This is a genomic window from Escherichia sp. E4702, from assembly GCF_963883545.1.
In the GTDB taxonomy this organism is placed as follows: domain Bacteria; phylum Pseudomonadota; class Gammaproteobacteria; order Enterobacterales; family Enterobacteriaceae; genus Escherichia.
Map to the genome: position 1 here is coordinate 56,220 of NZ_CAWORF010000017.1, position 20,488 is coordinate 76,707.

General features: G+C 46.6%; 19 protein-coding genes and 1 pseudogene. 13 read left to right on the forward strand and 7 right to left on the reverse strand.

What is annotated here, in order from left to right:
- The first annotated feature begins 98 nt into the window (after window positions 1–98).
- The 7 genes from recE to ttcA all read left to right on the forward strand — a co-directional run bounded on the left by recE (window position 99) and on the right by ttcA (window position 7,284).
- Entirely contained in the window at window positions 99–3,242 is a 3,144-nt protein-coding gene (recE, locus tag AACU94_RS09615) for an exodeoxyribonuclease VIII (RefSeq protein WP_000105107.1), read from the forward strand.
- An 11-nt stretch (window positions 3,243–3,253) separates the two neighbouring features.
- Window positions 3,254–4,306, forward strand: coding sequence for a RecT family recombinase (locus tag AACU94_RS09620; RefSeq protein ID WP_001004418.1), 1,053 nt, complete (start codon window positions 3,254–3,256; stop codon window positions 4,304–4,306).
- A gap of 63 nt (window positions 4,307–4,369) precedes the next feature.
- Window positions 4,370–4,564: a type I toxin-antitoxin system endodeoxyribonuclease toxin RalR gene (ralR, locus tag AACU94_RS09625; RefSeq protein WP_032158083.1), complete on the forward strand. Its 195-nt coding sequence runs from the start codon at window positions 4,370–4,372 to the stop codon at window positions 4,562–4,564.
- Complete coding sequence (locus AACU94_RS09630; protein ID WP_001602382.1) at window positions 4,557–4,745, forward strand: DUF1187 family protein; 189 nt, start codon at window positions 4,557–4,559, stop codon at window positions 4,743–4,745. Before ralR ends, AACU94_RS09630 begins: the two co-directional genes overlap by 8 nt.
- Before the next feature lie 99 nt (window positions 4,746–4,844).
- Window positions 4,845–5,060 (forward strand): excisionase XisR, encoded by a 216-nt coding sequence (gene xisR, locus AACU94_RS09635; protein WP_000079604.1) that lies wholly within the window; start codon window positions 4,845–4,847, stop codon window positions 5,058–5,060.
- A 1-nt stretch (window position 5,061) separates the two neighbouring features.
- Window positions 5,062–6,297, forward strand: coding sequence for a tyrosine-type recombinase/integrase (locus AACU94_RS09640; RefSeq protein WP_000040841.1), 1,236 nt, complete (start codon window positions 5,062–5,064; stop codon window positions 6,295–6,297).
- Window positions 6,298–6,348: 51 nt separating this feature from the next.
- Window positions 6,349–7,284, forward strand: a complete 936-nt coding sequence (gene ttcA / locus AACU94_RS09645; RefSeq protein ID WP_135486172.1) for a tRNA 2-thiocytidine(32) synthetase TtcA — start codon at window positions 6,349–6,351, stop codon at window positions 7,282–7,284.
- 126 nt (window positions 7,285–7,410) lie between these two features.
- Here ttcA and dbpA read toward each other — a convergent pair whose 3' ends face one another.
- The 3 genes from dbpA to zntB all read right to left on the reverse strand — a co-directional run bounded on the left by dbpA (window position 7,411) and on the right by zntB (window position 10,245).
- Window positions 7,411–8,784, reverse strand: coding sequence for an ATP-dependent RNA helicase DbpA (gene dbpA / locus AACU94_RS09650; RefSeq protein ID WP_135489356.1), 1,374 nt, complete (start codon window positions 8,782–8,784; stop codon window positions 7,411–7,413).
- Window positions 8,785–8,813: 29 nt separating this feature from the next.
- On the reverse strand, window positions 8,814–8,987 hold the full coding sequence (gene ynaL, locus AACU94_RS09655) for a proline-rich small protein YnaL (RefSeq protein ID WP_276319618.1): 174 nt from the start codon (window positions 8,985–8,987) through the stop codon (window positions 8,814–8,816).
- Window positions 8,988–9,261: 274 nt separating this feature from the next.
- Window positions 9,262–10,245 (reverse strand): zinc transporter ZntB, encoded by a 984-nt coding sequence (zntB, locus tag AACU94_RS09660; protein WP_130208765.1) that lies wholly within the window; start codon window positions 10,243–10,245, stop codon window positions 9,262–9,264.
- Between the two features lie 256 nt (window positions 10,246–10,501).
- On the opposite strand from zntB, the gene AACU94_RS09665 reads away from it, so the two are divergent.
- Complete coding sequence (locus AACU94_RS09665; protein WP_130216110.1) at window positions 10,502–11,734, forward strand: sensor domain-containing diguanylate cyclase; 1,233 nt, start codon at window positions 10,502–10,504, stop codon at window positions 11,732–11,734.
- Between the two features lie 30 nt (window positions 11,735–11,764).
- On the opposite strand, the gene smrA is transcribed toward AACU94_RS09665, so the two are convergent.
- Window positions 11,765–12,328 carry a DNA endonuclease SmrA gene (gene smrA / locus AACU94_RS09670; RefSeq protein ID WP_130208769.1) on the reverse strand — a complete coding sequence of 188 codons (564 nt, stop codon included), beginning with the start codon at window positions 12,326–12,328 and terminating at the stop codon, window positions 11,765–11,767.
- Window positions 12,329–12,981: 653 nt separating this feature from the next.
- On the opposite strand from smrA, the pseudogene AACU94_RS09680 reads away from it, so the two are divergent.
- The 4 genes and pseudogenes from AACU94_RS09680 to uspE all read left to right on the forward strand — a co-directional run.
- Window positions 12,982–13,124, forward strand: a pseudogene (locus AACU94_RS09680) (AbgT family transporter); the annotation flags it as partial.
- A gap of 10 nt (window positions 13,125–13,134) precedes the next feature.
- Window positions 13,135–13,650, forward strand: coding sequence for a methylated-DNA--[protein]-cysteine S-methyltransferase (ogt, locus tag AACU94_RS09685; RefSeq protein ID WP_135486337.1), 516 nt, complete (start codon window positions 13,135–13,137; stop codon window positions 13,648–13,650).
- Window positions 13,651–13,844: 194 nt separating this feature from the next.
- Window positions 13,845–14,597: a fumarate/nitrate reduction transcriptional regulator Fnr gene (gene fnr / locus AACU94_RS09690; RefSeq protein ID WP_000611911.1), complete on the forward strand. Its 753-nt coding sequence runs from the start codon at window positions 13,845–13,847 to the stop codon at window positions 14,595–14,597.
- Between the two features lie 150 nt (window positions 14,598–14,747).
- On the forward strand, window positions 14,748–15,698 hold the full coding sequence (gene uspE / locus AACU94_RS09695) for a universal stress protein UspE (protein WP_130208771.1): 951 nt from the start codon (window positions 14,748–14,750) through the stop codon (window positions 15,696–15,698).
- Between the two features lie 50 nt (window positions 15,699–15,748).
- Here uspE and AACU94_RS09700 read toward each other — a convergent pair whose 3' ends face one another.
- Window positions 15,749–16,006: a DUF2534 family protein gene (locus AACU94_RS09700; protein ID WP_130222728.1), complete on the reverse strand. Its 258-nt coding sequence runs from the start codon at window positions 16,004–16,006 to the stop codon at window positions 15,749–15,751.
- Window positions 16,007–16,249: 243 nt separating this feature from the next.
- On the opposite strand from AACU94_RS09700, the gene ynaI reads away from it, so the two are divergent.
- Window positions 16,250–17,281 carry a low conductance mechanosensitive channel YnaI gene (ynaI, locus tag AACU94_RS09705; RefSeq protein WP_135489357.1) on the forward strand — a complete coding sequence of 344 codons (1,032 nt, stop codon included), beginning with the start codon at window positions 16,250–16,252 and terminating at the stop codon, window positions 17,279–17,281.
- Window positions 17,282–17,338: 57 nt separating this feature from the next.
- Here ynaI and AACU94_RS09710 read toward each other — a convergent pair whose 3' ends face one another.
- Both AACU94_RS09710 and AACU94_RS09715 read right to left on the reverse strand, forming a co-directional pair.
- Window positions 17,339–19,264 (reverse strand): GH25 family lysozyme, encoded by a 1,926-nt coding sequence (locus tag AACU94_RS09710; RefSeq protein ID WP_135489358.1) that lies wholly within the window; start codon window positions 19,262–19,264, stop codon window positions 17,339–17,341.
- A 3-nt stretch (window positions 19,265–19,267) separates the two neighbouring features.
- Entirely contained in the window at window positions 19,268–20,254 is a 987-nt protein-coding gene (locus AACU94_RS09715) for a glycoside hydrolase family 25 protein (RefSeq protein ID WP_135489359.1), read from the reverse strand.
- Window positions 20,255–20,488 lie beyond the last annotated feature (234 nt).

Here is a 20,488-nt window from a genome sequence, read left to right on the forward strand (position 1 = left end):
AAATAGCCTGCGTATGGCGCAGGCTATGAACAGTGTGTATCCGGCAAGATCATTCACTGAACAAAACGAATTTTAATCTGAGTTGAGGTTAAAAAACAATGAGCACAAAACCACTCTTCCTGTTACGGAAAGCGAAAAAATCATCCGGTGAACCTGACGTCGTCCTGTGGGCAAGCGACGATTTTGAATCGACCTGTGCCACTCTGGATTACCTGCTCGTTAAGTCAGGTAAAAAACTGAGCAGCTATTTTAAACCTGTTGCCACGAATTTTCCTGTCGTTAATGACCTTCCCCCTGAAGGTGAGATCGATTTTACCTGGAGTGAACGCTATCAACTCAGCAAAGACTCCATGACCTGGGAACTAAAACCGGGAGCAGCGCCAGACGACGTTCACCATCAGGATAATGCACCGGAAATCGAAGAACCGGCGGGAGGCCAGGAAGAAAACACACAGGCAGACGCTCACGGGGATTGCCAGGATTGCGAAGTCTCTGTATCTACTTTGCGGTTCACACAGCGTCTTCTGCACATTTTTACGTATGCGGCCGGGGATCGGAAATACCTGCATCATGCCACCCGAGAACAACGCGAACACATTACTGCTCTTGAGATGGATCAGGAAAACAGCTATGTCCAGAATCTGCTGTTGGCCATACGCGGCATGGCAGAACCAACAACTCTGGATAATGCCGCCCTGCTCCGCCTGACTGATGCAATTAAGGCAGTTTTCTCTATCACGAAAAAACATCAGCCCTATGAATTTAAGAATTTCATTTCAGCCTGGCTGGATACCGAACACATTGATCGCGGTCTTCTGACAAAAGAATGGCGAAAAGGGAATCGTGTTTCACGCATCACTCGCACGGCTTCCGGTGCTAATGCTGGCGGCGGGAACCTCACCGATCGCGGCGAAGGTTTCGTCCACGATCTGACGTCACTGGCGCGCGATGTAGCCACTGGCGTACTGGCCCGTTCAATGGACGTGGACATCTATAACCTTCATCCAGCACACGCTAAACGCATTGAGGAAATTATCGCTGAAAATAAACCGCCCTTTTCTGTTTTCCGCGACAAATTCATCACTATGCCTGGCGGGCTGGATTATTCACGCGCCATCGTGGTTGCGTCCGTGAAAGAAGCACCAATTGGGATCGAGGTCATCCCCGCGCACGTCACTGAATATCTGAACAAAGTACTGACTGAAACCGATCATGCCAACCCTGATCCGGAAATCGTGGATATTGCCTGCGGTCGCTCCTCTGCCCCGATACCACAGCGTGTAACAGAAGAAGGAAAACAGGATGATGAAGAAAAACTACAACCATCTGGAACAATGGCAGATAAACAGGCAACGGCTGAAACAATGGAACCGGACGCAACTGAACATCATCAGGACACGCAGCCGCTGGATGCTCAGTCACAGGTAAACCCTGTTGATGCGGAATACCAGAAAAAGCGGGCAGAACTCCATGAAGGCAGGAAAAACATTCCGCCCAAAAATCCTGTCGATGCAGACAAATTGCTGGCGGCCTCGCGTGGTGAGTTCGTTGAAGGGATTAGCGACCCGAACGATCCGAAATGGGTTAAGGGGATCCAGACTCGCGATTCTGTGTACCAGAACCAGCCAGAAACGGAACAAAACACGCCAGAAACTGAAAAAACTAGCCCGGATGTGAAACAACCTGAGCCAGTAGTGCAACATGAACCGGAAAAAGTCTGCAATGCCTGCGGTCAGACTGGCGGGGATAGCTGCCCTGACTGTGCTGTGGTAATGGGCGACGCAACGTATCAGGAAACCTTTAATGAAGAAAATCTGGATGAATCTCAGGAAAAAGATCCGGAGGAAATGGAAGGCGCTGAACATCTGCACAAGGAGAACGCTGGCAGCGATCCGCATCACAATTGCAGTGATGAAACTGGTGAAGCGTCAGCTCCTGTAGCAACTGAAATCATGTGGCCATCATATTTCGAACCAGGCCGCTATGAAAACCTCCCGAACGAGGTTTATCACTCTGCCAATGGAATAAGCAGCACAATGCTGAAGGATGCTCGTATCAGCCTGATGTATTACCACGGACGGCACATTGCCGGAACTATTCCGAGTGAGGAAAGTGATGCATTGCTGCGTGGGCGGATCATTCACAGCTATGTTCTGGAAACGGATAAGTTCGCTGATGAATATGCTATTCCGGTACCGGTTCCTGAACATGTGGTTACCACTTCTCACGAACTGATCGCCATTATCAAAAAACACAATGCCAGTCTGCCAGCACTGATGACACCAGAGCAGATGAAAGAGTGGATCGAAAGCTACAACAGCACTCTTATCCAGCCACTGTCGGTAAGTGCTGGAGCCGAAGAAACAGGCATCCTTTACGGTTCGCTTCCGGTGGAATTCCAGCGTATTCCGGAGGAGGAGAAACATACTGCATCGGCAATGAAAGCCTGCATTAGAGAATACAATGCAACCCTCCCTCCTCTGTTGAAAACCAGTGGAACACGGGAGCAACTTCTGGAGCAAATTGAAACTATAGATCCAGAACTGGCGAAAAAAGAACGTGCTAAATCTTTGCCTTACAACATCAGTGGCACGAAAGAGCAATTAACCGAAATCGCCCGGAAAATTCGCCCGGAACTGGTTACCCTGGAGGACTGGCAAAAACGCCAGCAAGAAGAAAACGCCGGGAAAACGTTTATCAGTTCAGATATGTATGAACAGGCAAAAAATATTCACGCTGCACTGCAAAACAATACTGATGCAGCAAGGCTACTCAACCACCCGGATCGCAAATCTGAAATCAGCTATTTCGGGTTTGATGAAGAAACCGGGCTGGAAATCAGGGTCCGTCCTGATATCGAAATCCGACTGCCATACGAAAGCATTTGCGCCGACGTGAAGTCAGTCAGCCTCGGTTATGTGCGACAGGAACGACTGAAAGATCGCCTGCACCGTGAAATTATTGAGCGTGATTATCACCTCAGCGCAGCAATGTATTGCGATGTGGCAAACCTGGACAAATTTTTCTGGATCTTCGTCAACAAAGATGCTGGCTATCACTGGGTGGCAGTCGTGGAAGCCTCGCAGGAACTCCTGGAACTTGGTCGACAGGAATATCGCCGGACGCTACGACAGATAAACGAAGCCCTGGAGACAAACAACTGGCCAGCACCGATTACCGAAAGTTATACCGACGAATTAAACGACTTTGATCTTCGTCGTCTTGAAGCACTGAGCATCTGAGGAAGGACACAATGAACGAATTAACTCAACAAGAAAATATTAACTCTAACGTTGCGGTTTTCAGCCCTCAGTCCCTGGCTGCAATTCAGACATTTTCTCAGGTAATGGCTTCCGGCATGGCTACAGTACCGGAACACCTCCGGGGAAACCCATCAGACTGTATGGCCATCACCATGCAGGCGATGCAGTGGCAAATGAACCCTTACGCAGTAGCTCAGAAAACTTTCGTTGTGAATGGTGTGCTAGGGTATGAAGCGCAACTGGTTAACGCCGTAATCAGCACCCGTGGGCCGCTAACCGGGCGTATTGAATATGACTGGTTCGGACCGTGGGAAAAAATCATCGGAAAGTTTGAAATCAGGAAGAACGACAAAGGAAAGGAATATCGCGTCCCGGGATGGAAACTGGCTGATGAAAACGGGATCGGTGTTCGTGTCCAGGCAACACTACGCGGCGAAAGTAAACCGCGCGTACTGGAATTACTTCTGGCGCAGGCCAGAACACGTAACTCAACGCTATGGTCCGACGATCCTCGCCAGCAGCTTGCCTATCTGGCGCTGAAACGCTGGGCGCGCCTTTATTGCCCCGAAGTGATTCTTGGAGTGTACACCAGGGACGAACTGGACGAGCCACAGGAAAAAATCATTAACCCGGTTCAGGAACATAAAAACACATCCGCTTGCCGCGCGGAACGTGAAACAACAATTATTGAGCAGGATGCCGGGGAAAACTGGATCGATGCTTTCCGTGAACGTATTGAGCAGGCACAAAGCACCGGGGAAACAACAGCACTTCGCCAGGAAGTGGAAGAGCATAAAAATACACTTGGCGCTCTCTATACGGAACTTAAAGGAAAAGTGGTTCAGCGTCATCACCGTCTCAATGCTATTGCCCGTATTGAGAAGATGATAAATGACCTTCCTTCTTCAGGTGATCCAGAAGCAGAACAAAAATTTACTGCTCTGGAAAATACGCTGAATACTGCTCGGCCACATCTGGGTGAATTATATGAGGCGTATAAAACGACACTGACAGATATGAAACCAGAATATATCGGCTCCTGATATTTACTTTGGCGGTGTAGTCCCACCGCCATCAAAAAAATTTATTTTATGAGAGAAAAGACAATGCGGTATGAAAAAGTCAAACCATGCCCTTTTTGTGGTTGTCCATCAGTAACGGTGAAAGCCATTTCAGGATATTACCGCGTGAAGTGTAACGGATGCGAATCCCGAACCGGCTATGGTGGAAGTGAAAAAGAAGCACTCGAAAGATGGAATAAACGAACTACTGGAAATAATAATGGAGGTGTTCATGTATAAAATTACCGCCACTATTGAAAAGGAAGGAGGTTCTCCTACCAGCTGGACAAGGTACTCAACAACAAAGTTAACCAAATCGGAATGCGAAAAAATGCTCTCAGGGAAAAAAGAAGCTGGCGTTTCCAGAGAGCAGAAAGTAAAACTTATAAATTTTAATTGCGAGAAACTTCAATCTTCGTGAATTGCATTGTATTCAAATTAAAACTTCATAGCTGATTATTAATAATCAACATCGGGCGTCAATTTCAGTCTAACATTGGCGCCTGCCAGAGGTGATGCGATGGCACAAGTAATCTTTAATGAAGAGTGGATGGTTGAATACGGCCTGATGCTTCGCACTGGTCTGGGGGCCAGACAAATTGAAGCATACCGCCAGAACTGTTGGGTGGAAGGCTTCCACTTCAAACGAGTATCTCCTTTAGGGAAGCCAGACAGTAAGCGAGGGATTATCTGGTACAACTATCCAAAGATAAATCAGTTTATCAAAGACTCATGATATGTCTAAATTACCAACAGGTGTCGAGATTCGAGGTAAATACATTCGCATCTGGTTCATGTTTCGAGGAAAACGATGTCGGGAAACATTGAAAGGCTGGGAGGTTACTAATAGTAACATTAAAAAGGCCGGGAATTTAAGAGCGTTGATAGTTCATGAAATCAACTCCGGTGAATTTGAGTATTTAAGACGTTTTCCCCAGTCCAGCACTGGGGCAAAAATGGTGACAACGAGGGTCATAAAAACGTTCGGGGAGCTTTGTGATATCTGGACAAAAATTAAAGAGACAGAGTTAACAACAAACACAATGAAGAAAACGAAATCACAATTAAAAACACTCAGGATAATAATTTGTGAGAGTACCCCAATATCATATATTCGTTATAGCGATATCTTAAACTACCGGAATGAACTGCTGCATGGAGAAACGCTTTACCTGGATAATCCAAGATCCAACAAAAAAGGAAGAACAGTGCGCACAGTTGATAACTATATCGCCCTGCTCTGTTCGTTGTTACGTTTTGCGTATCAGTCGGGATTTATATCAACCAAACCATTTGAAGGAGTAAAAAAATTACAGCGAAACAGAATAAAGCCTGATCCGTTATCTAAAACAGAATTCAATGCATTAATGGAAAGTGAAAAAGGACAGAGCCAGAACTTGTGGAAATTTGCCGTTTACTCCGGGCTTCGTCACGGGGAACTGGCTGCTCTGGCGTGGGAGGATGTGGATTTCGAGAAGGGAATTGTGAATGTCAGAAGAAACCTGACGATACTTGATATGTTCGGTCCCCCAAAAACAAATGCGGGGATCCGGACGGTAACACTACTACAGCCAGCTCTTGAAGCACTGAAGGAGCAATACAAACTGACCGGGCATCATCGCAAAAGCGAAATCACTTTTTATCATCGGGAGTACGGCAGAACCGAAAAGCAAAAACTGCATTTTGTTTTCATGCCCAGGATGTGTAACGGAAAACAGAAACCTTATTACTCGGTAAGCAGTTTGGGTGCGAGATGGAATGCAGCAGTAAAACGTGCTGGTATTCGCCGCCGTAATCCGTACCATACGCGACATACTTTTGCCTGCTGGCTGTTGACGGCAGGAGCGAACCCGGCATTTATAGCCAGCCAGATGGGGCATGAAACTGCGCAGATGGTGTATGAAATTTACGGTATGTGGATTGATGACATGAACGACGAACAGGTAGCTATGTTGAATGCGCGGTTATCGTAGTTGCAAAGTTTGCCCCCAATTTGCCCCATTTAGTACCAGAGAACTGAAATAATGCAAGAAAATCAAAAGAATACGAAGAAAGAGATATACAACCTGAACAAATTGCAAAAACGTCTGCGTCGTAACGTGGGCGAAGCCATTGCTGACTTCAATATGATTGAAGATGGCGACCGCATTATGGTTTGCCTCTCTGGGGGCAAAGACAGCTATACCATGCTGGAGATCCTGCGTAATTTGCAGCAAAGCGCGCCAATCAATTTCTCGCTGGTTGCCGTTAACCTCGACCAGAAACAGCCAGGTTTCCCGGAACACGTCCTGCCGGAGTATCTCGATAAGCTGGGCGTTGAGTATAAGATTGTTGAAGAGAATACTTACGGGATCGTAAAAGAGAAAATCCCTGAAGGAAAAACCACCTGCTCGCTCTGCTCTCGTCTGCGTCGCGGTATCCTTTATCGCACCGCAACAGAACTGGGAGCCACGAAAATCGCACTGGGTCACCACCGCGACGATATCCTGCAAACGCTGTTCTTAAATATGTTCTACGGTGGCAAGATGAAGGGGATGCCACCGAAACTGATGAGCGATGATGGCAAACATATCGTGATTCGTCCGCTGGCCTACTGCCGCGAAAAAGATATTCAGCGTTTTGCCGATGCGAAAGCGTTCCCGATTATTCCATGTAACCTGTGCGGTTCACAGCCTAACCTGCAACGTCAGGTGATTGCCGATATGCTCCGCGACTGGGATAAGCGTTATCCGGGACGTATCGAGACCATGTTCAGCGCGATGCAGAATGTGGTGCCGTCTCATCTGTGCGATACCAGTCTTTTCGATTTCAAAGGCATTACCCACGGTTCAGAAGTGGTTAACGGCGGTGATCTGGCGTTTGATCGCGAAGAGCTCCCACTACAACCGGCGGGCTGGCAGCCTGAAGAAGACGAAAATCAGCTGGATGAACTGCGCCTGAATGTGGTTGAAGTGAAATAATCAGAATAGCGCCCGATACGCAAGCTTATCGGGCTACTCATGTAGGCCGGATAAGACGCGGTCCGCGTCGCATCCGGCAATGCCGAAGAAGATGTTTATCCTTGCATCAGGCAATTCAACATTTCGTTATTTTAACAGCCGTACCCGGCAAGTTTTTCCTTTAATCTTGCCGCCCTGTAACTGCTTCCATGTCTTATGAGCAACAGCCTGTCGCACTGCGACATAGACATGCGCTGGGTGCACGGTGATTTTGCCAATATCCGCACCATCAAGCCCGATATCTCCTGTCAGCGCGCCTAATACATCACCCGGACGCATTTTGGCTTTTTTCCCGCCATCGATACACAACGTTGCCATTTCTGCCTCCAGCGACACAATGTCCCTGCTGGCTGGTAACGTTTGCCAGTTAAGTTTCATCTGCAACATGTCGGCAATGATATTGGCGCGCTGTGCTTCTTCTGGCGCACAGAAACTGATTGCCAGACCGCTATTCCCGGCACGCGCCGTACGCCCGATACGATGCACATGAACTTCAGGACCCCACGCCAGCTCAAAGTTCACCACCAGCTCAAGCGATTTAATATCCAGACCACGCGCAGCGACATCGGTCGCTACCAGCACACGAGCGCTACCGTTGGCAAAACGAACCAACGTCTGGTCGCGATCGCGCTGTTCCAGATCGCCATGTAATGACAATGCACTTTGCCCTACTTCATTCAGTGCATCACACACAGTCTGGCAATCTTTTTTGGTGTTACAAAACACCACACAAGACGCTGGCTGATGCAAACTTAATAACCGTTGCAACAACGGAATTTTGCCCTTGCTGGATGTCTCATAAAATTGTTGTTCAACAGGCGGCAGAGCATCTGTTGTGTCTATTTCAATCGCCAGGGGATCTCGTTGTACACGACCGCTAATCGCGGCGATCGCTTCCGGCCAGGTGGCAGAGAAGAGAAGCGTCTGGCGAGAAGCTGGCGCAAAACCAATGACTTCATCAATTGCGTCGCTAAACCCCATATCCAGCATACGGTCGGCTTCATCCATGACCAACGTATTCAACGCATCTAACGAAACAGTGCCTTTTTGCAGGTGATCCAGCAAACGCCCCGGCGTTGCCACGATGATATGCGGCGCGTGTTGCAGTGAATCGCGCTGAATGCCAAACGGCTGACCGCCGCATAAGGTCAAGATCTTGGTATTTGGTAGAAAACGCGCCAGCCGACGTAACTCCCCTGCGACTTGATCCGCCAGTTCACGAGTCGGACACAGCACTAAAGCCTGAGTCTGAAACAGCGACGCATCAATTTGCTGTAACAACCCGAGGCCAAATGCTGCGGTTTTTCCGCTGCCGGTTTTCGCCTGCACGCGAACATCTCTTCCAGCAAGGATCGCCGGAAGTGCGGCGGCCTGCACCGGTGTCATGGTTAAGTAACCCAACTCATTAAGGTTAGTGAGCTGGGCGGGAGGCAAAACGTTCAGGGTAGAAAAAGCGGTCACAATCTATTCTCGTGGTCATCAGCGCAAAGTTAGCAGGCGCGTATCCTCGCAGATCTACGCTCACGTTGCGACAATTTAATCGGTTCTTCATCGGGCGGCGGGTCGGGCATAGGTTGTGGACGAGGGATTGGATCGGGGACTGGGACGGGATCGCCAGGAATCGGTTCAGGGACAGGAATTTGCAAATAAATGAGTGTCATCATATTTCCCTTTGGTCATTGGGTAGACTCTTAAAGGGTAGACGTTGACAGATAACAGACAAAAAAAAGCCGACTTATCTAAGTCGGCGTCGTACGAATCAATTGTGCTATGCAGTAATTCAAAAAAGGAAGTAAGACAATATGGAGCGCAACGCCCATCGCTTGACGTTGCATTCACCTGCGTGAAAGATATTGCCCTGAATGGGTAGAGAGTTTATTGACCTCGCTCAAATTTTACGGCGTTTTTGTATACAGAAACCCGGTGAAATTGCTTTTGTTACAACCATTTACTACGATGCAACCATAAAGCAACACCACCAATAAGAACAACTAACAGAATACAAAAAAGCGAAAAACCAAATTGCCATCCTCCACCTGGAATACCGCCGAGGTTAACGCCAAATAGCCCGGTTAAAAATGTACTGGGTAAAAAGACCATTGCCATCAATGACATTGTGTAAGTACGGCGGGCTAAATTTTCCTGCATCACTTGGGCGATTTCGTCCGCCATCACGCCAGTTCTCGCAATGCACGCGTCAATCTCATCCAGACCGCGCCCAAGACGGTCAGCAATATCCTGCATTCGGCGCCGTTGATCGTCATTCATCCAGGGCAGGCGCTCACTGGCAAGGCGAGCATAAACATCTCGCTGCGGCGCCATATAGCGACGCATAACAATGAGTTGTTTCCGTAGTAGTGCCAGGAAACCGCGCGGCGGAATTTGTTGATCAAGTAAATTATCTTCCAGGTCGATAATTTTATCGTGCAGTTGCTCTATAAACTCATTGGAGTGATCGGTTAATGCATCACACACATCCACCAGCCAGCCTCCGCAATCAGTCGGGCCGGTCCCCTCTTCCAGATCGCTAACTACATCGTCTAACGCCAGTACTTTACGTTGTCGGGTCGAGACAATGAACCGACCGTCCATATAAACACGCATGGCGACCAGCTGGTCGGGACGTTCATCAGTACTGCCATTAATGCAGCGCAACGTAATCAACGTCCCTTCACCAAGACGGCTGACTCTGGGTCGCGTGCTTTCCCCTGCCAGCGCGTCACGCACGTTATTTGGTAGCAATGGTGTCGTTGCCAGCCACTGCGCGCTGTCATGGTGCACATAATTAAGGTGGAGCCAGCAGGGATGCTCTTCATCTATCTCATCTGTATTTTCCAGCGGTTTAACGCCGCCTTTACCATCCAACATCCAGGCAAATACTGCATCCGGTACATTTATGTCCGCTCCCTTAATCGTTTCCACAGTGCCTCCATTATCAATGCTTTATTTTGTAGTCTAGTCTTCTGGTCATCTTACGCAACATCTCCTCACCCCATTACCCTGAAATGATTAATAAAATCCTGTCAAAACTAAATACAGAAAGCAAAATACTTTTCATGATTAGAAAAGGGGTAAAGTGTTAAATAGCGTCTATCATTATCAGAATTATCTGATCATTTGTGGTGGCATTTTTGCGATCAGATAACACTAGAAAATTGATAAAAATAACGGGATTTCAATGACTACGCACAACTTCAATACCCTGGACTTATTAACCAGTCCTGTCTGGATCGTTTCCCCCTTCGAGGAACGGTTAATTTATGCCAATAGCGCTGCGCAACTGTTGATGCAAGAACTCACTTTTAGTCAGCTACGAACCGGCCTCTATTCCGTCTCCTCCCAAAACGAACTACCAAAATATCTCGTAGACCTGCATAACCAACTCGATATTGTAGAAATTCTCACGGTCAAGCGTAATGGTGAAGAGACAGCACTAAGCTGTCGGTTAACCCTCAAAGAGATTAGTGATACTGGGGAAGTGATCATATTTGAAGGGATGGAGACACCCGCAAGTCTGGGCTTAAAAGCCAGCCGATCTGCAAATTATCAGCGTAAAAAACAAGGGTTTTATGCGCGTTTTTTTCTGACTAATTCCGCGCCAATGCTATTGATAGATCCCTCGCGTGATGGCCAAATTGTCGACGCCAATGTGGCCGCACTCAATTTCTATGGCTATAACCATGAAACAATCTGTCAGAAACACACCTGGGAAATTAATATTCTTGGGCGTCGCGTGATGCCTGTCATGCATGAAATTTCGCGTTTACCCGGCGGACATAAACCTCTTAACTTTGTCCATAAGCTGGCAGATGGTTCCACTCGCCATGTGCAAACTTATGCCGGGCCAATTGAGATTTATGGCGACAAGTTAATGTTATGCATCGTGCATGACATTACCGAGCAAAAAAGGCTGGAACAACAACTGGAACACGCGGCTCACCATGACGCGTTGACGGGGTTACTTAACCGCCGACAATTTTATCACATCACCGAGCAAGGCCAGATGCAGCATCTCGCAATCGCTCAGGATTACAGTTTGCTGCTTATCGACACCGATCGTTTTAAGCATATTAATGACCTGTACGGTCACCAGAAAGGTGATGAAGTTTTATGCACTCTGGCACGTACGCTCGAAAGCTGCGCTCGCAAAGGCGATATGGTGTTTCGATGGGGAGGTGAAGAGTTCGTCTTGTTATTACCCAGAACTCCGCTGGATACCGCAATTTCTCTCGCTGAAACTATCCGATTGAGCGTGGCAAAAGTGAGTATTTCTGGCTTACCGCGTTTTACGGTCAGCATTGGCGTGGCACATCACGAAGGCAATGAAGGCATCGATGAACTGTTTAAACGCGTAGATGATGCGTTGTATCGGGCGAAAAATGACGGACGCAACCGCGTACTGGCGGCTTGATATTTTCAATAGCGCGGAAGCGTCAATGAATTATCGACTGCGTTTAGCGTGGCGCTCCCAGTTTTCTTGTTTCGCCTGCGCTGTTTTACGCAGTGCAACGTAACACGCCCCGCTGCCGCCATGATGCGGTAGCGCGGTGCAATAAGCCTGTACATCATCAAACTCTGTCAGCCAACGTGCGACATAACTACGGACAATGTTGGCGTGAGACTTATCTTCTCTGCCTTTGCCGTGAATAATAAGTACATTACGCAAACCATCCGCCCGCGCCTGATGAATAAAACTAAACACCATTTTGCGGCACTCTTCCACCGACTGGCGAAGTAAATTCAGGCTAGCCTGTTGCGGATATTTGCCGCTGCGTAGCTTATCGATCACCCCATGTTGCAAACCTTCCCGACGAAATTCCAGGGGCTGATTTAGCGGGATGATGTCGAGAAATCCTGTGGTGAGGAAATTATCAAGTTGCAGCGTGTCTATACGCTGTGGCGCGCGTTGGTTACGCACAGGATGCCAGTGGACATCAGTAGCGCGTTTCAGTGGTTGGACATCTTCCATGGCGTCAAGAAACAGCGATTTGTCGTCAAGGTTCATGTAACCTCCTATGTACCTTCGCACGTCGTGATCCAGACGGGTTAATTGTTCATATATCTGATGCTTGCTGCATCGTTCACTTCGCAAGTTGAAACAACATCTTGCTCCATACAGGCTAGTGTCTCCGCAGGCGGGGCATTTTATACCAGCCTGGTTGCAGTATCGAACAGTTTAGGCCGGGAGTGAGCCTGCACAGGCCCTAATTAAGGCGATTTGTCCATCAAGCAACCAATATATGATGACGGTAATTTGTTGCACGTCGCCTGAAATATACTTAAGCAAATCATTCTGCAATATGTTTAAACGCCGCACAGGTTAATCACCCGCTAAATTCACCAGTCGATTAACGATGCATGATTATTCAATCACGAGATGAACGTTTTAACTTATATTTTCGTGAAATCTGTCACTGAAGAAAATTGGCAACTGATGGGCAAAACCGTTATAACACTGTCACCGGCTGACAGGAAGCAGGCCGGATTCAAGACGCGGATGCACTGCTGTGTGTACTGTAGAGTCTGGCGGATGTCGACAGACTCTATTTTTTTATTCATTTGTCTGCATTGCAGAAAACCACATTCTCGCTGGTGTCGGGAGAAGTAACGAAGCGGCAGACGCATTTAGCCCGGAAATCCACTTCAGCGCTATCGATCAAACCGGAAACTAATCCAGGTACCTACTATTCATTAGTCGTACCGTACCCTCTTATCTTCTTGTGGTATGGCTGCTAATGTTGCTTGCGTGGTATCTTGTCGGTCTTCTGATTAGTCCGGGGGTTTACCCACATTTATCTTAAGAGAGAACGGATGCTGAGATTACTTGAAGAAAAAATTGCCACGCCACTGGGTCCTCTGTGGGTTATTTGCGATGAACAATTTCGTCTGCGGGCGGTTGAGTGGGAAGAGTATAGCGATCGCATGGTGCAATTGCTGGACATCCATTATCGCAAAGAAGGTTATGAGCGTATTTCCGCCAGCAATCCCGGCGGGTTAAGCGATAAACTTCGTGATTATTTTGCCGGTAATCTAAGCATTATTGATTCCCTACCCACTGCCACCGGCGGTACGCCATTTCAACGGGAAGTATGGAAAACGCTACGCACTATCCCGTGTGGACAGGTAATGCATTACGGTCAACTGGCAGAACAACTAGGCCGCCCAGGGGCCGCGCGTGCCGTCGGCGCAGCCAACGGTGCAAACCCAATCAGTATTGTGGTGCCTTGTCACCGGGTCATTGGCCGAAACGGCACGATGACAGGATATGCAGGCGGAGTGCAGCGAAAAGAGTGGCTATTGCGCCATGAAGGTTATCTTTTACTGTAAACATTAAGCAATTTGTGCCTGCGTGTTCACAGTTTTACGTAAAGTTACCCTTAACAATCTAAGGTTTTTCAATTAGATAGACATAAATTTACATCTATTATCGGAATTCTCCGCTGTTAAGGTTTGCTTAGACTTACTTGCTCCCTAAAAAGATGTTAAAATTGACAAATATCAATTACGGCTTGAGCAGACCTATGATCCCGGAAAAGCGAATTATACGGCGCATTCAGTCTGGCGGTTGTGCTATCCATTGCCAGGATTGCAGCATCAGTCAGCTTTGCATCCCGTTCACACTCAACGAACATGAGCTTGATCAGCTTGATAATATCATTGAGCGAAAGAAGCCTATTCAGAAAGGCCAGACGCTGTTTAAGGCTGGTGATGAACTTAAATCGCTTTATGCCATCCGCTCCGGTACGATTAAAAGTTATACCATTACAGAGCAAGGCGACGAGCAAATCACTGGCTTTCATTTAGCAGGCGATCTGGTGGGTTTCGATGCCATAGGCAGCGGTCATCATCCAAGCTTCGCCCAGGCGCTGGAAACCTCGATGGTGTGTGAAATTCCGTTCGAAACGCTGGACGATCTGTCCGGTAAAATGCCAAATTTGCGCCAACAAATGATGCGTTTGATGAGCGGCGAAATTAAAGGCGATCAGGACATGATCCTGCTGTTGTCGAAGAAAAATGCCGAAGAACGTCTGGCTGCATTTATCTATAATCTGTCCCGTCGTTTTGCCCAACGCGGCTTCTCCCCTCGTGAATTCCGCCTGACGATGACTCGTGGCGATATCGGTAACTATCTGGGCCTGACAGTTGAAACCATCAGCCGTCTGCTGGGGCGCTTCCAGAAAAGCGGCATGCTGGCAGTCAAAGGTAAATATATCACCATCGAAAATAACGATGCGCTGGCCCAACTAGCCGGTCATACACGCAACGTCGCCTGATTTTTCCGCATAACTCACTATCCTTCTGTCATATCATTAAATTTTTCTCATTTATTGATCTGGCAGAAGGTTCATCACTGTTTCATTCACCAGATCCAGGTTACTCTTTTAATACAAACTGCATTGACAGTTGTTGTAAGGAGACTCTGTATGGCTATGTATCAGAACATGCTTGTTGTTATCGATCCTAATCAGGACGATCAACCCGCATTACGGCGAGCTGTTTATTTGCATCAACGGATTGGTGGCAAAATTAAAGCCTTTTTGCCTATTTATGACTTCTCTTACGAGATGACTACCCTACTCTCTCCGGACGAGCGGACCGCCATGCGTCAGGGCGTCATTAGTCAGCGTACTGCGTGGATCCACGAGCAGGCGAAATATTATCTTAACGCTGGCGTTCCCATTGAAATTAAAGTGGTCTGGCATAACCGTCCTTTCGAAGCCATCATTCAGGAAGTACTTAGCGGTGGACACGATCTGGTGCTAAAAATGGCGCACCAACATGACCGCCTGGAAGCGGTGATTTTTACTCCAACAGACTGGCACCTGTTACGCAAATGCCCGAGCCCGGTGTGGATGGTGAAAGACCAACCGTGGCCGGAAGGGGGTAAGGCACTGGTGGCGGTGAATCTCGCCAGCGAAGAGCCGTATCATAATGCGCTCAATGAAAAACTGGTGAAAGAGACGATCGAACTGGCGGACCAGGTCAACCACACCGAGGTACATCTGGTTGGTGCTTATCCAGTAACCCCCATCAATATTGCAATTGAACTGCCGGAATTTGATCCAAGCGTTTATAACGATGCTATTCGCGGGCAACATTTATTGGCGATGAAAGCCCTGCGGCAGAAATTCAGCATTGACGAGAAAATGACGCATGTCGAAAAAGGTCTACCGGAAGAAGTGATTCCCGATTTAGCGGAGCATTTACAGGCAGGGATTGTGGTTCTGGGAACCGTAGGACGCACTGGTATTTCTGCGGCATTCCTTGGCAATACGGCGGAACAAGTGATTGATCATCTTCGCTGCGACCTGCTGGTGATTAAACCCGACCAATACCAGACACCTGTCGAACTGGATGACGAAGACGACGATTAATCGTTCGTCACTTGCTTTCAAGGCCCGAAGTTACGGGCCTTTTCTTTTACTTACTTCTCATCTCCGCCGAGGAAATAAATACCCAGCGGGATTGCCAGTAACACGGTAAAGACCAGACTATAGACAAAAATCATCGATGACTGAATCACATACATTGATGTCGTCCATTCGGACAGCGGGATATTGTATTGTTCAATAACACCACCGATAGTCGCGCGAGTCACTACCGACGCCGCAATAATGAAAACCGCCAACAAACCTATGAGAAACTTTCTCCCCTTCGCTGACTTCAGTTTCGCCATGATCATAATGTAATCCTTTTGCAGATAAACCCTTTGTTACTTGTGTGTAACAATACCATGACATTTTGGTGTTGTCTGCCCTGAAAGCAATAGATTGTCGCGTAACATATCATCAACTCGTTGATAAATTAGCTAATGTTGCTACTTCCTTCCCCGTCTATTGATGATATGCATGAATTATCGCGATAAAATAACCCCGCCAGGGGTTTCCGGCATGACGTCAACAATCTGGAGGAGCCTGATAAAACAATGATCGCTGAACTGTTTACAAATAATGCGCTTAATCTGGTCATTATTTTCGGTAGCTGCGCAGCATTGATTCTTATGAGCTTTTGGTTTCGCCGTGGAAATCATAAAAGAAAAGGATTCTTATTCCACGCAGTGCAATTTTTAATCTACACCATAATTATCAGTGCTGTTGGTAGCATCATTAATTATGTCATCGAAAACTACAAACTCAAATTTATCACACCGGACGCCGTTGATTTTATCTGTACGTCGCTGATAGCCCTTATCCTGACGGTTAAGTTATTCCTTCTAATCAATCAGTTTGAACGGAAGCAGATTAAAAAAGGCCGCGATATTACCAGTGCACGGATTATGTCGCGGATCATTAAAATCAGCATTATCATCGTCATTGTTCTGCTCTATGGCGAACATTTCGGCATGAGCCTTTCAGGCTTGCTGACTTTTGGCGGTATTGGTGGCCTTGCAGTGGGTATGGCCGGTAAAGACATTCTGAGTAACTTCTTTTCCGGCATTATGCTCTATTTTGATCGCCCCTTTAGTATTGGCGACTGGATCCGTTCTCCTGATAGAAATATCGAAGGAACGGTGGCAGAAATTGGCTGGCGAATGACTAAAATCACCACATTTGATCATCGTCCGCTGTACGTGCCGAACTCACTGTTTTCGTCTATCAGCGTTGAAAACCCCGGTCGAATGACCAACCGTCGTATTACTACGACCATTGGTTTACGTTATGAAGATGCGGCTAAAGTGGGCGCTATTGTCGAAGCGGTACGCGAAATGCTTAAAAATCATCCCGCCATCGACCAGCAGCAAACCCTATTGGTTTATTTCAACCAGTTTGCCGATTCGTCGCTAAATATTATGGTTTATTGTTTTACTAAAACCACGGTTTGGGCCGAATGGCTTGCCGCCCAGCAGGACGTATATTTGAAAATTATCGATATTGTACAGTCGCATGGCGCAGATTTTGCCTTCCCCAGCCAGACATTGTATATGGAGAATAACACACTACCAGAACAGGTGAAGTAATAACCTGCAAAAACTGGATGGCGATATGCTTATTCGCCATCCAGTCTTATTTATTATTCAATTAACAGCAGCCAGCGCGACATTATTCTCGCCAGCTTTAAACTGAACATATTGTTCCTCAGTACCAAAGAAAACTTCTGACTCTGTGCTGTGACCAATGCCCGGCACCTTTTCGTTTCCTGAATATTGCCAAAGTGTCCAGGGATTACGCCCCTCGAGTTTCACACCAGCTTGTCCCCAATACCCCATCCACACCATATACTGGTCGAACCGACTATCCATGAAATGGGACAAATTATTATGATTGCCATAAAATATGGGTGTTTTGTGATAATTTTGGTAGATTAAATCGGCAAAACGCAAAATATCATTACGTGCATTAGCCATTCCCGATTTTTTAAAGCAGTTTAGTTGAGTTGTATCTTCACCTTCAGGATTTACCAATAAAATGCCGGGCGGTAACATTTTCGGCTCTGCAGGCAGGAGACTTTTTGCCGTTTCCAATTGCGCCTCAGGTGTGCGACAAAAATCAAATTTGAAATAACCTCCACGGTCAAATTTGGAATCAGCTAATTGTTTCCAGTGAGACTTAAATGATGAATCGGGACCTCTCCAGCCAACCACTCTCGCATACACAAAACGCGCAGACGATTTTTCCTGGAATAATTTCCAGTCTATTTCACCATCGTTAGAAGAAATATCATGCCCGTGAATCGGGTAAATTTCCGGCGTTTTAAAAATACGAATGTCAGGACGGTTGGGAATTGCACTTACGGGGCCATAAGGAATCTCAATTGATTTATTATTTTTTTCCTGATTATCTGCGGGGACAGGGGCTGACTTATCAATCGAGAATGAGGCCACATCAATATTCGTAAACTCCCCTGCTTTACCCGCAGCCAGCTGAGTCTTATTATCCAGACGATTTGCCGCAGGTTCATTGATGAAGAAGAATCCCCCTGGACCCGCGGGCATTTCTGTTGCACCTATCCAGGCATCGCTTAAATGTAATCCCTTACCTTGTTCATCCAGTTTTTCATTAATATCTGAATATTGATCGTTAACATAGATAAATAAACTCAACGTTCTGGTTATTCCTGCGTAGTATTCCTTTTTTCCATCTACCTTTACCATATACGATTTACCAAAACGTTCGTCGGCAACGCCATTCGTTACTCCTTTGATAATTGTATCGAAAAAGACACTGCCGCGCTTTGCCTCCAGTGAGTAAACCTCTGTTTTATCATCACCGGCAGCTATTGCATAAGCACCAGGATTACTGTACGAGTTAGAATTACCCGCGCCGATAGTCATGCCATACAAGCCAGAACCAAAGCAAGCATTGACTAAGGTCAGAACATGGAAATAACGCTTTGCCAGAATATTAAGTTGTGTGTTCAGAGCTGGCATTTCATACATGCCTTTTGAACCATCAATATCCGTAGCGTTGCTCAATACAAATGCAGGTGCTTTATCAGAATTACCATTTTGAGTGCCAAAACGACCATGACCTGAATAAGCAATTAACAAGCGAGCTTTCTTATCAAACATCATCCCTCTGGCAGGTAAATATTCCTTTAAAAAATAATTAATATTATCTAATGAAGCTTCCTGATCTCTTAGTAGAATAACCTCATCAAACTTCTGTCCGTTGATCAGAAAATCAGCCATTCTTTGGCCATCCACCGCGGCTGCCGGAATATCTGCGTGTAATAGTGGATATTTTGAAATTGCAATAATCAACCCGATGGAGCGCGTTTTCGCTGCATCCTGATCGGGTATTTTTAACGCATCACTGATCCGGATATCCAGTTTCCCTGGGTTCTCTGGCCCATAGTGGACAAAAAAATGACAATATTCATCAGGGACCATTGCGCCATTTTTGCAAATGTCATCTGCGCGGACATCATTCATTCCCAGTGATATTCCTGCAATTAACAGCCCCAGGACCGTTTTACATAAATTTGGCCATCGCCTGTTCATGATTTAAAACTCCTGCACACCCAGAGTGGAATAAAACTCAGCGGTCGGGCCCTTGTATATACTGGCATCGAATTTCTTACTTGATCCCAAATTAAGCTGCGCAGCATCGGTAAACTGCCAGATTGCCCATTTTGTCTGATTAATTGAACGCGGCGTTTCACTGGCCTGTGCCTGATTAGAATAATCAGCCAGCCACAGATTATGTTCTTCAACCTGGGCAAAACTTTTTTCTCCGCCGACGGCATCTTTCCACCACGCCCGCGCAGTGTAGATAACCGGTTTACGCCCTAAATCGGCTTCTACCTGCGCGGTGAATGCCTTGATCATCGTGATTATTTCAGTGGGTTTACGCTTCTGCCAGCGGTCCTTACCTGTTGATGAATCTACATCCCACTCAACATCCACCGCCGGTGGCATATCCGTTGCACGTAATCCCCCGTTAGCTTTAATAATTTTAACAAACGTCATCGCCTGCTTGCGTCCCCATGTTTCAGCGTCGTCTGCCGGAGTGCCGCTGGAAAGAAAATGATATGCTCCACGGTGTAATTTTACTCCCCGTTCCGTAGCCCCGGCCCGTTGCCAGAAACCGGCAAATTCGGGATCAACATAACGCGTTCCTTGACTGGACTTCATATACAAGAACACAGACTTATTTTTTGCCAACAGTTCGATCGGGAAGTTTTTACCGTTATGATGGCTGATATCCACTCCAAATAAAGAACTGGGTCGTGGTTGATTCAATACCGAATCGTAAGCAACATCAGCCGGGAATTTAAAATATTTTTTTACCGCAAAGGAATCAAACTCTTTATCACGAGAAGGATCCGATTCCAGTATTTTTACAAACAATTCTTGTCGTGAGAGATCATTCGTTAAGTTTTCCAGCCCCAACGACGTGGCATCGGGCAGTGATTCTGCGGCCAGACTTAAAGAAGGATAATGAAGGAGTAATAACGAGATAACTAATGGAATAGCTAAGGATTTTTTCATTTTACCACCCCATTTTAGCTGTGTGTCTGTTTGCGAATGAAAATTTTCACAAGGAACGCAATACATCTTGCGTTGTAAAGAAAAGTAAAGCACAGCTTATATTGGGAGTATGTAATACACCTTTTAAATAAAATGTTTGATTATTATTTATGCTGGGCATTGGCAGAAAAATTCAAATAATTATCTTGGATGTGATTTTTTATAGGGGAAATTTTAAAAAAGAAGGTATTTTAT

Excerpts from the sequence above, each read along its gene's own strand:
- AACU94_RS09640 (WP_000040841.1), top strand. The coding sequence starts at position 5,062 with ATGTCTAAATTACCAACAGGTGTCGAGATTCGAGGTAAATACATTCGC.
- AACU94_RS09630 (WP_001602382.1), top strand. The coding sequence starts at position 4,557 with ATGTATAAAATTACCGCCACTATTGAAAAGGAAGGAGGTTCTCCTACC.
- uspE (WP_130208771.1), top strand. The coding sequence starts at position 14,748 with ATGGCTATGTATCAGAACATGCTTGTTGTTATCGATCCTAATCAGGAC.
- recE (WP_000105107.1), top strand. The coding sequence starts at position 99 with ATGAGCACAAAACCACTCTTCCTGTTACGGAAAGCGAAAAAATCATCC.
- AACU94_RS09665 (WP_130216110.1), top strand. The coding sequence starts at position 10,502 with ATGACTACGCACAACTTCAATACCCTGGACTTATTAACCAGTCCTGTC.
- ogt (WP_135486337.1), top strand. The coding sequence starts at position 13,135 with ATGCTGAGATTACTTGAAGAAAAAATTGCCACGCCACTGGGTCCTCTG.
- ralR (WP_032158083.1), top strand. The coding sequence starts at position 4,370 with ATGCGGTATGAAAAAGTCAAACCATGCCCTTTTTGTGGTTGTCCATCA.
- AACU94_RS09715 (WP_135489359.1), bottom strand. The coding sequence starts at position 20,254 with ATGAAAAAATCCTTAGCTATTCCATTAGTTATCTCGTTATTACTCCTT.
- ynaL (WP_276319618.1), bottom strand. The coding sequence starts at position 8,987 with ATGATGACACTCATTTATTTGCAAATTCCTGTCCCTGAACCGATTCCT.
- ttcA (WP_135486172.1), top strand. The coding sequence starts at position 6,349 with ATGCAAGAAAATCAAAAGAATACGAAGAAAGAGATATACAACCTGAAC.
- AACU94_RS09710 (WP_135489358.1), bottom strand. The coding sequence starts at position 19,264 with ATGAACAGGCGATGGCCAAATTTATGTAAAACGGTCCTGGGGCTGTTA.
- ynaI (WP_135489357.1), top strand. The coding sequence starts at position 16,250 with ATGATCGCTGAACTGTTTACAAATAATGCGCTTAATCTGGTCATTATT.
- xisR (WP_000079604.1), top strand. The coding sequence starts at position 4,845 with ATGGCACAAGTAATCTTTAATGAAGAGTGGATGGTTGAATACGGCCTG.
- fnr (WP_000611911.1), top strand. The coding sequence starts at position 13,845 with ATGATCCCGGAAAAGCGAATTATACGGCGCATTCAGTCTGGCGGTTGT.
- smrA (WP_130208769.1), bottom strand. The coding sequence starts at position 12,328 with ATGAACCTTGACGACAAATCGCTGTTTCTTGACGCCATGGAAGATGTC.
- AACU94_RS09700 (WP_130222728.1), bottom strand. The coding sequence starts at position 16,006 with ATGATCATGGCGAAACTGAAGTCAGCGAAGGGGAGAAAGTTTCTCATA.
- AACU94_RS09620 (WP_001004418.1), top strand. The coding sequence starts at position 3,254 with ATGAACGAATTAACTCAACAAGAAAATATTAACTCTAACGTTGCGGTT.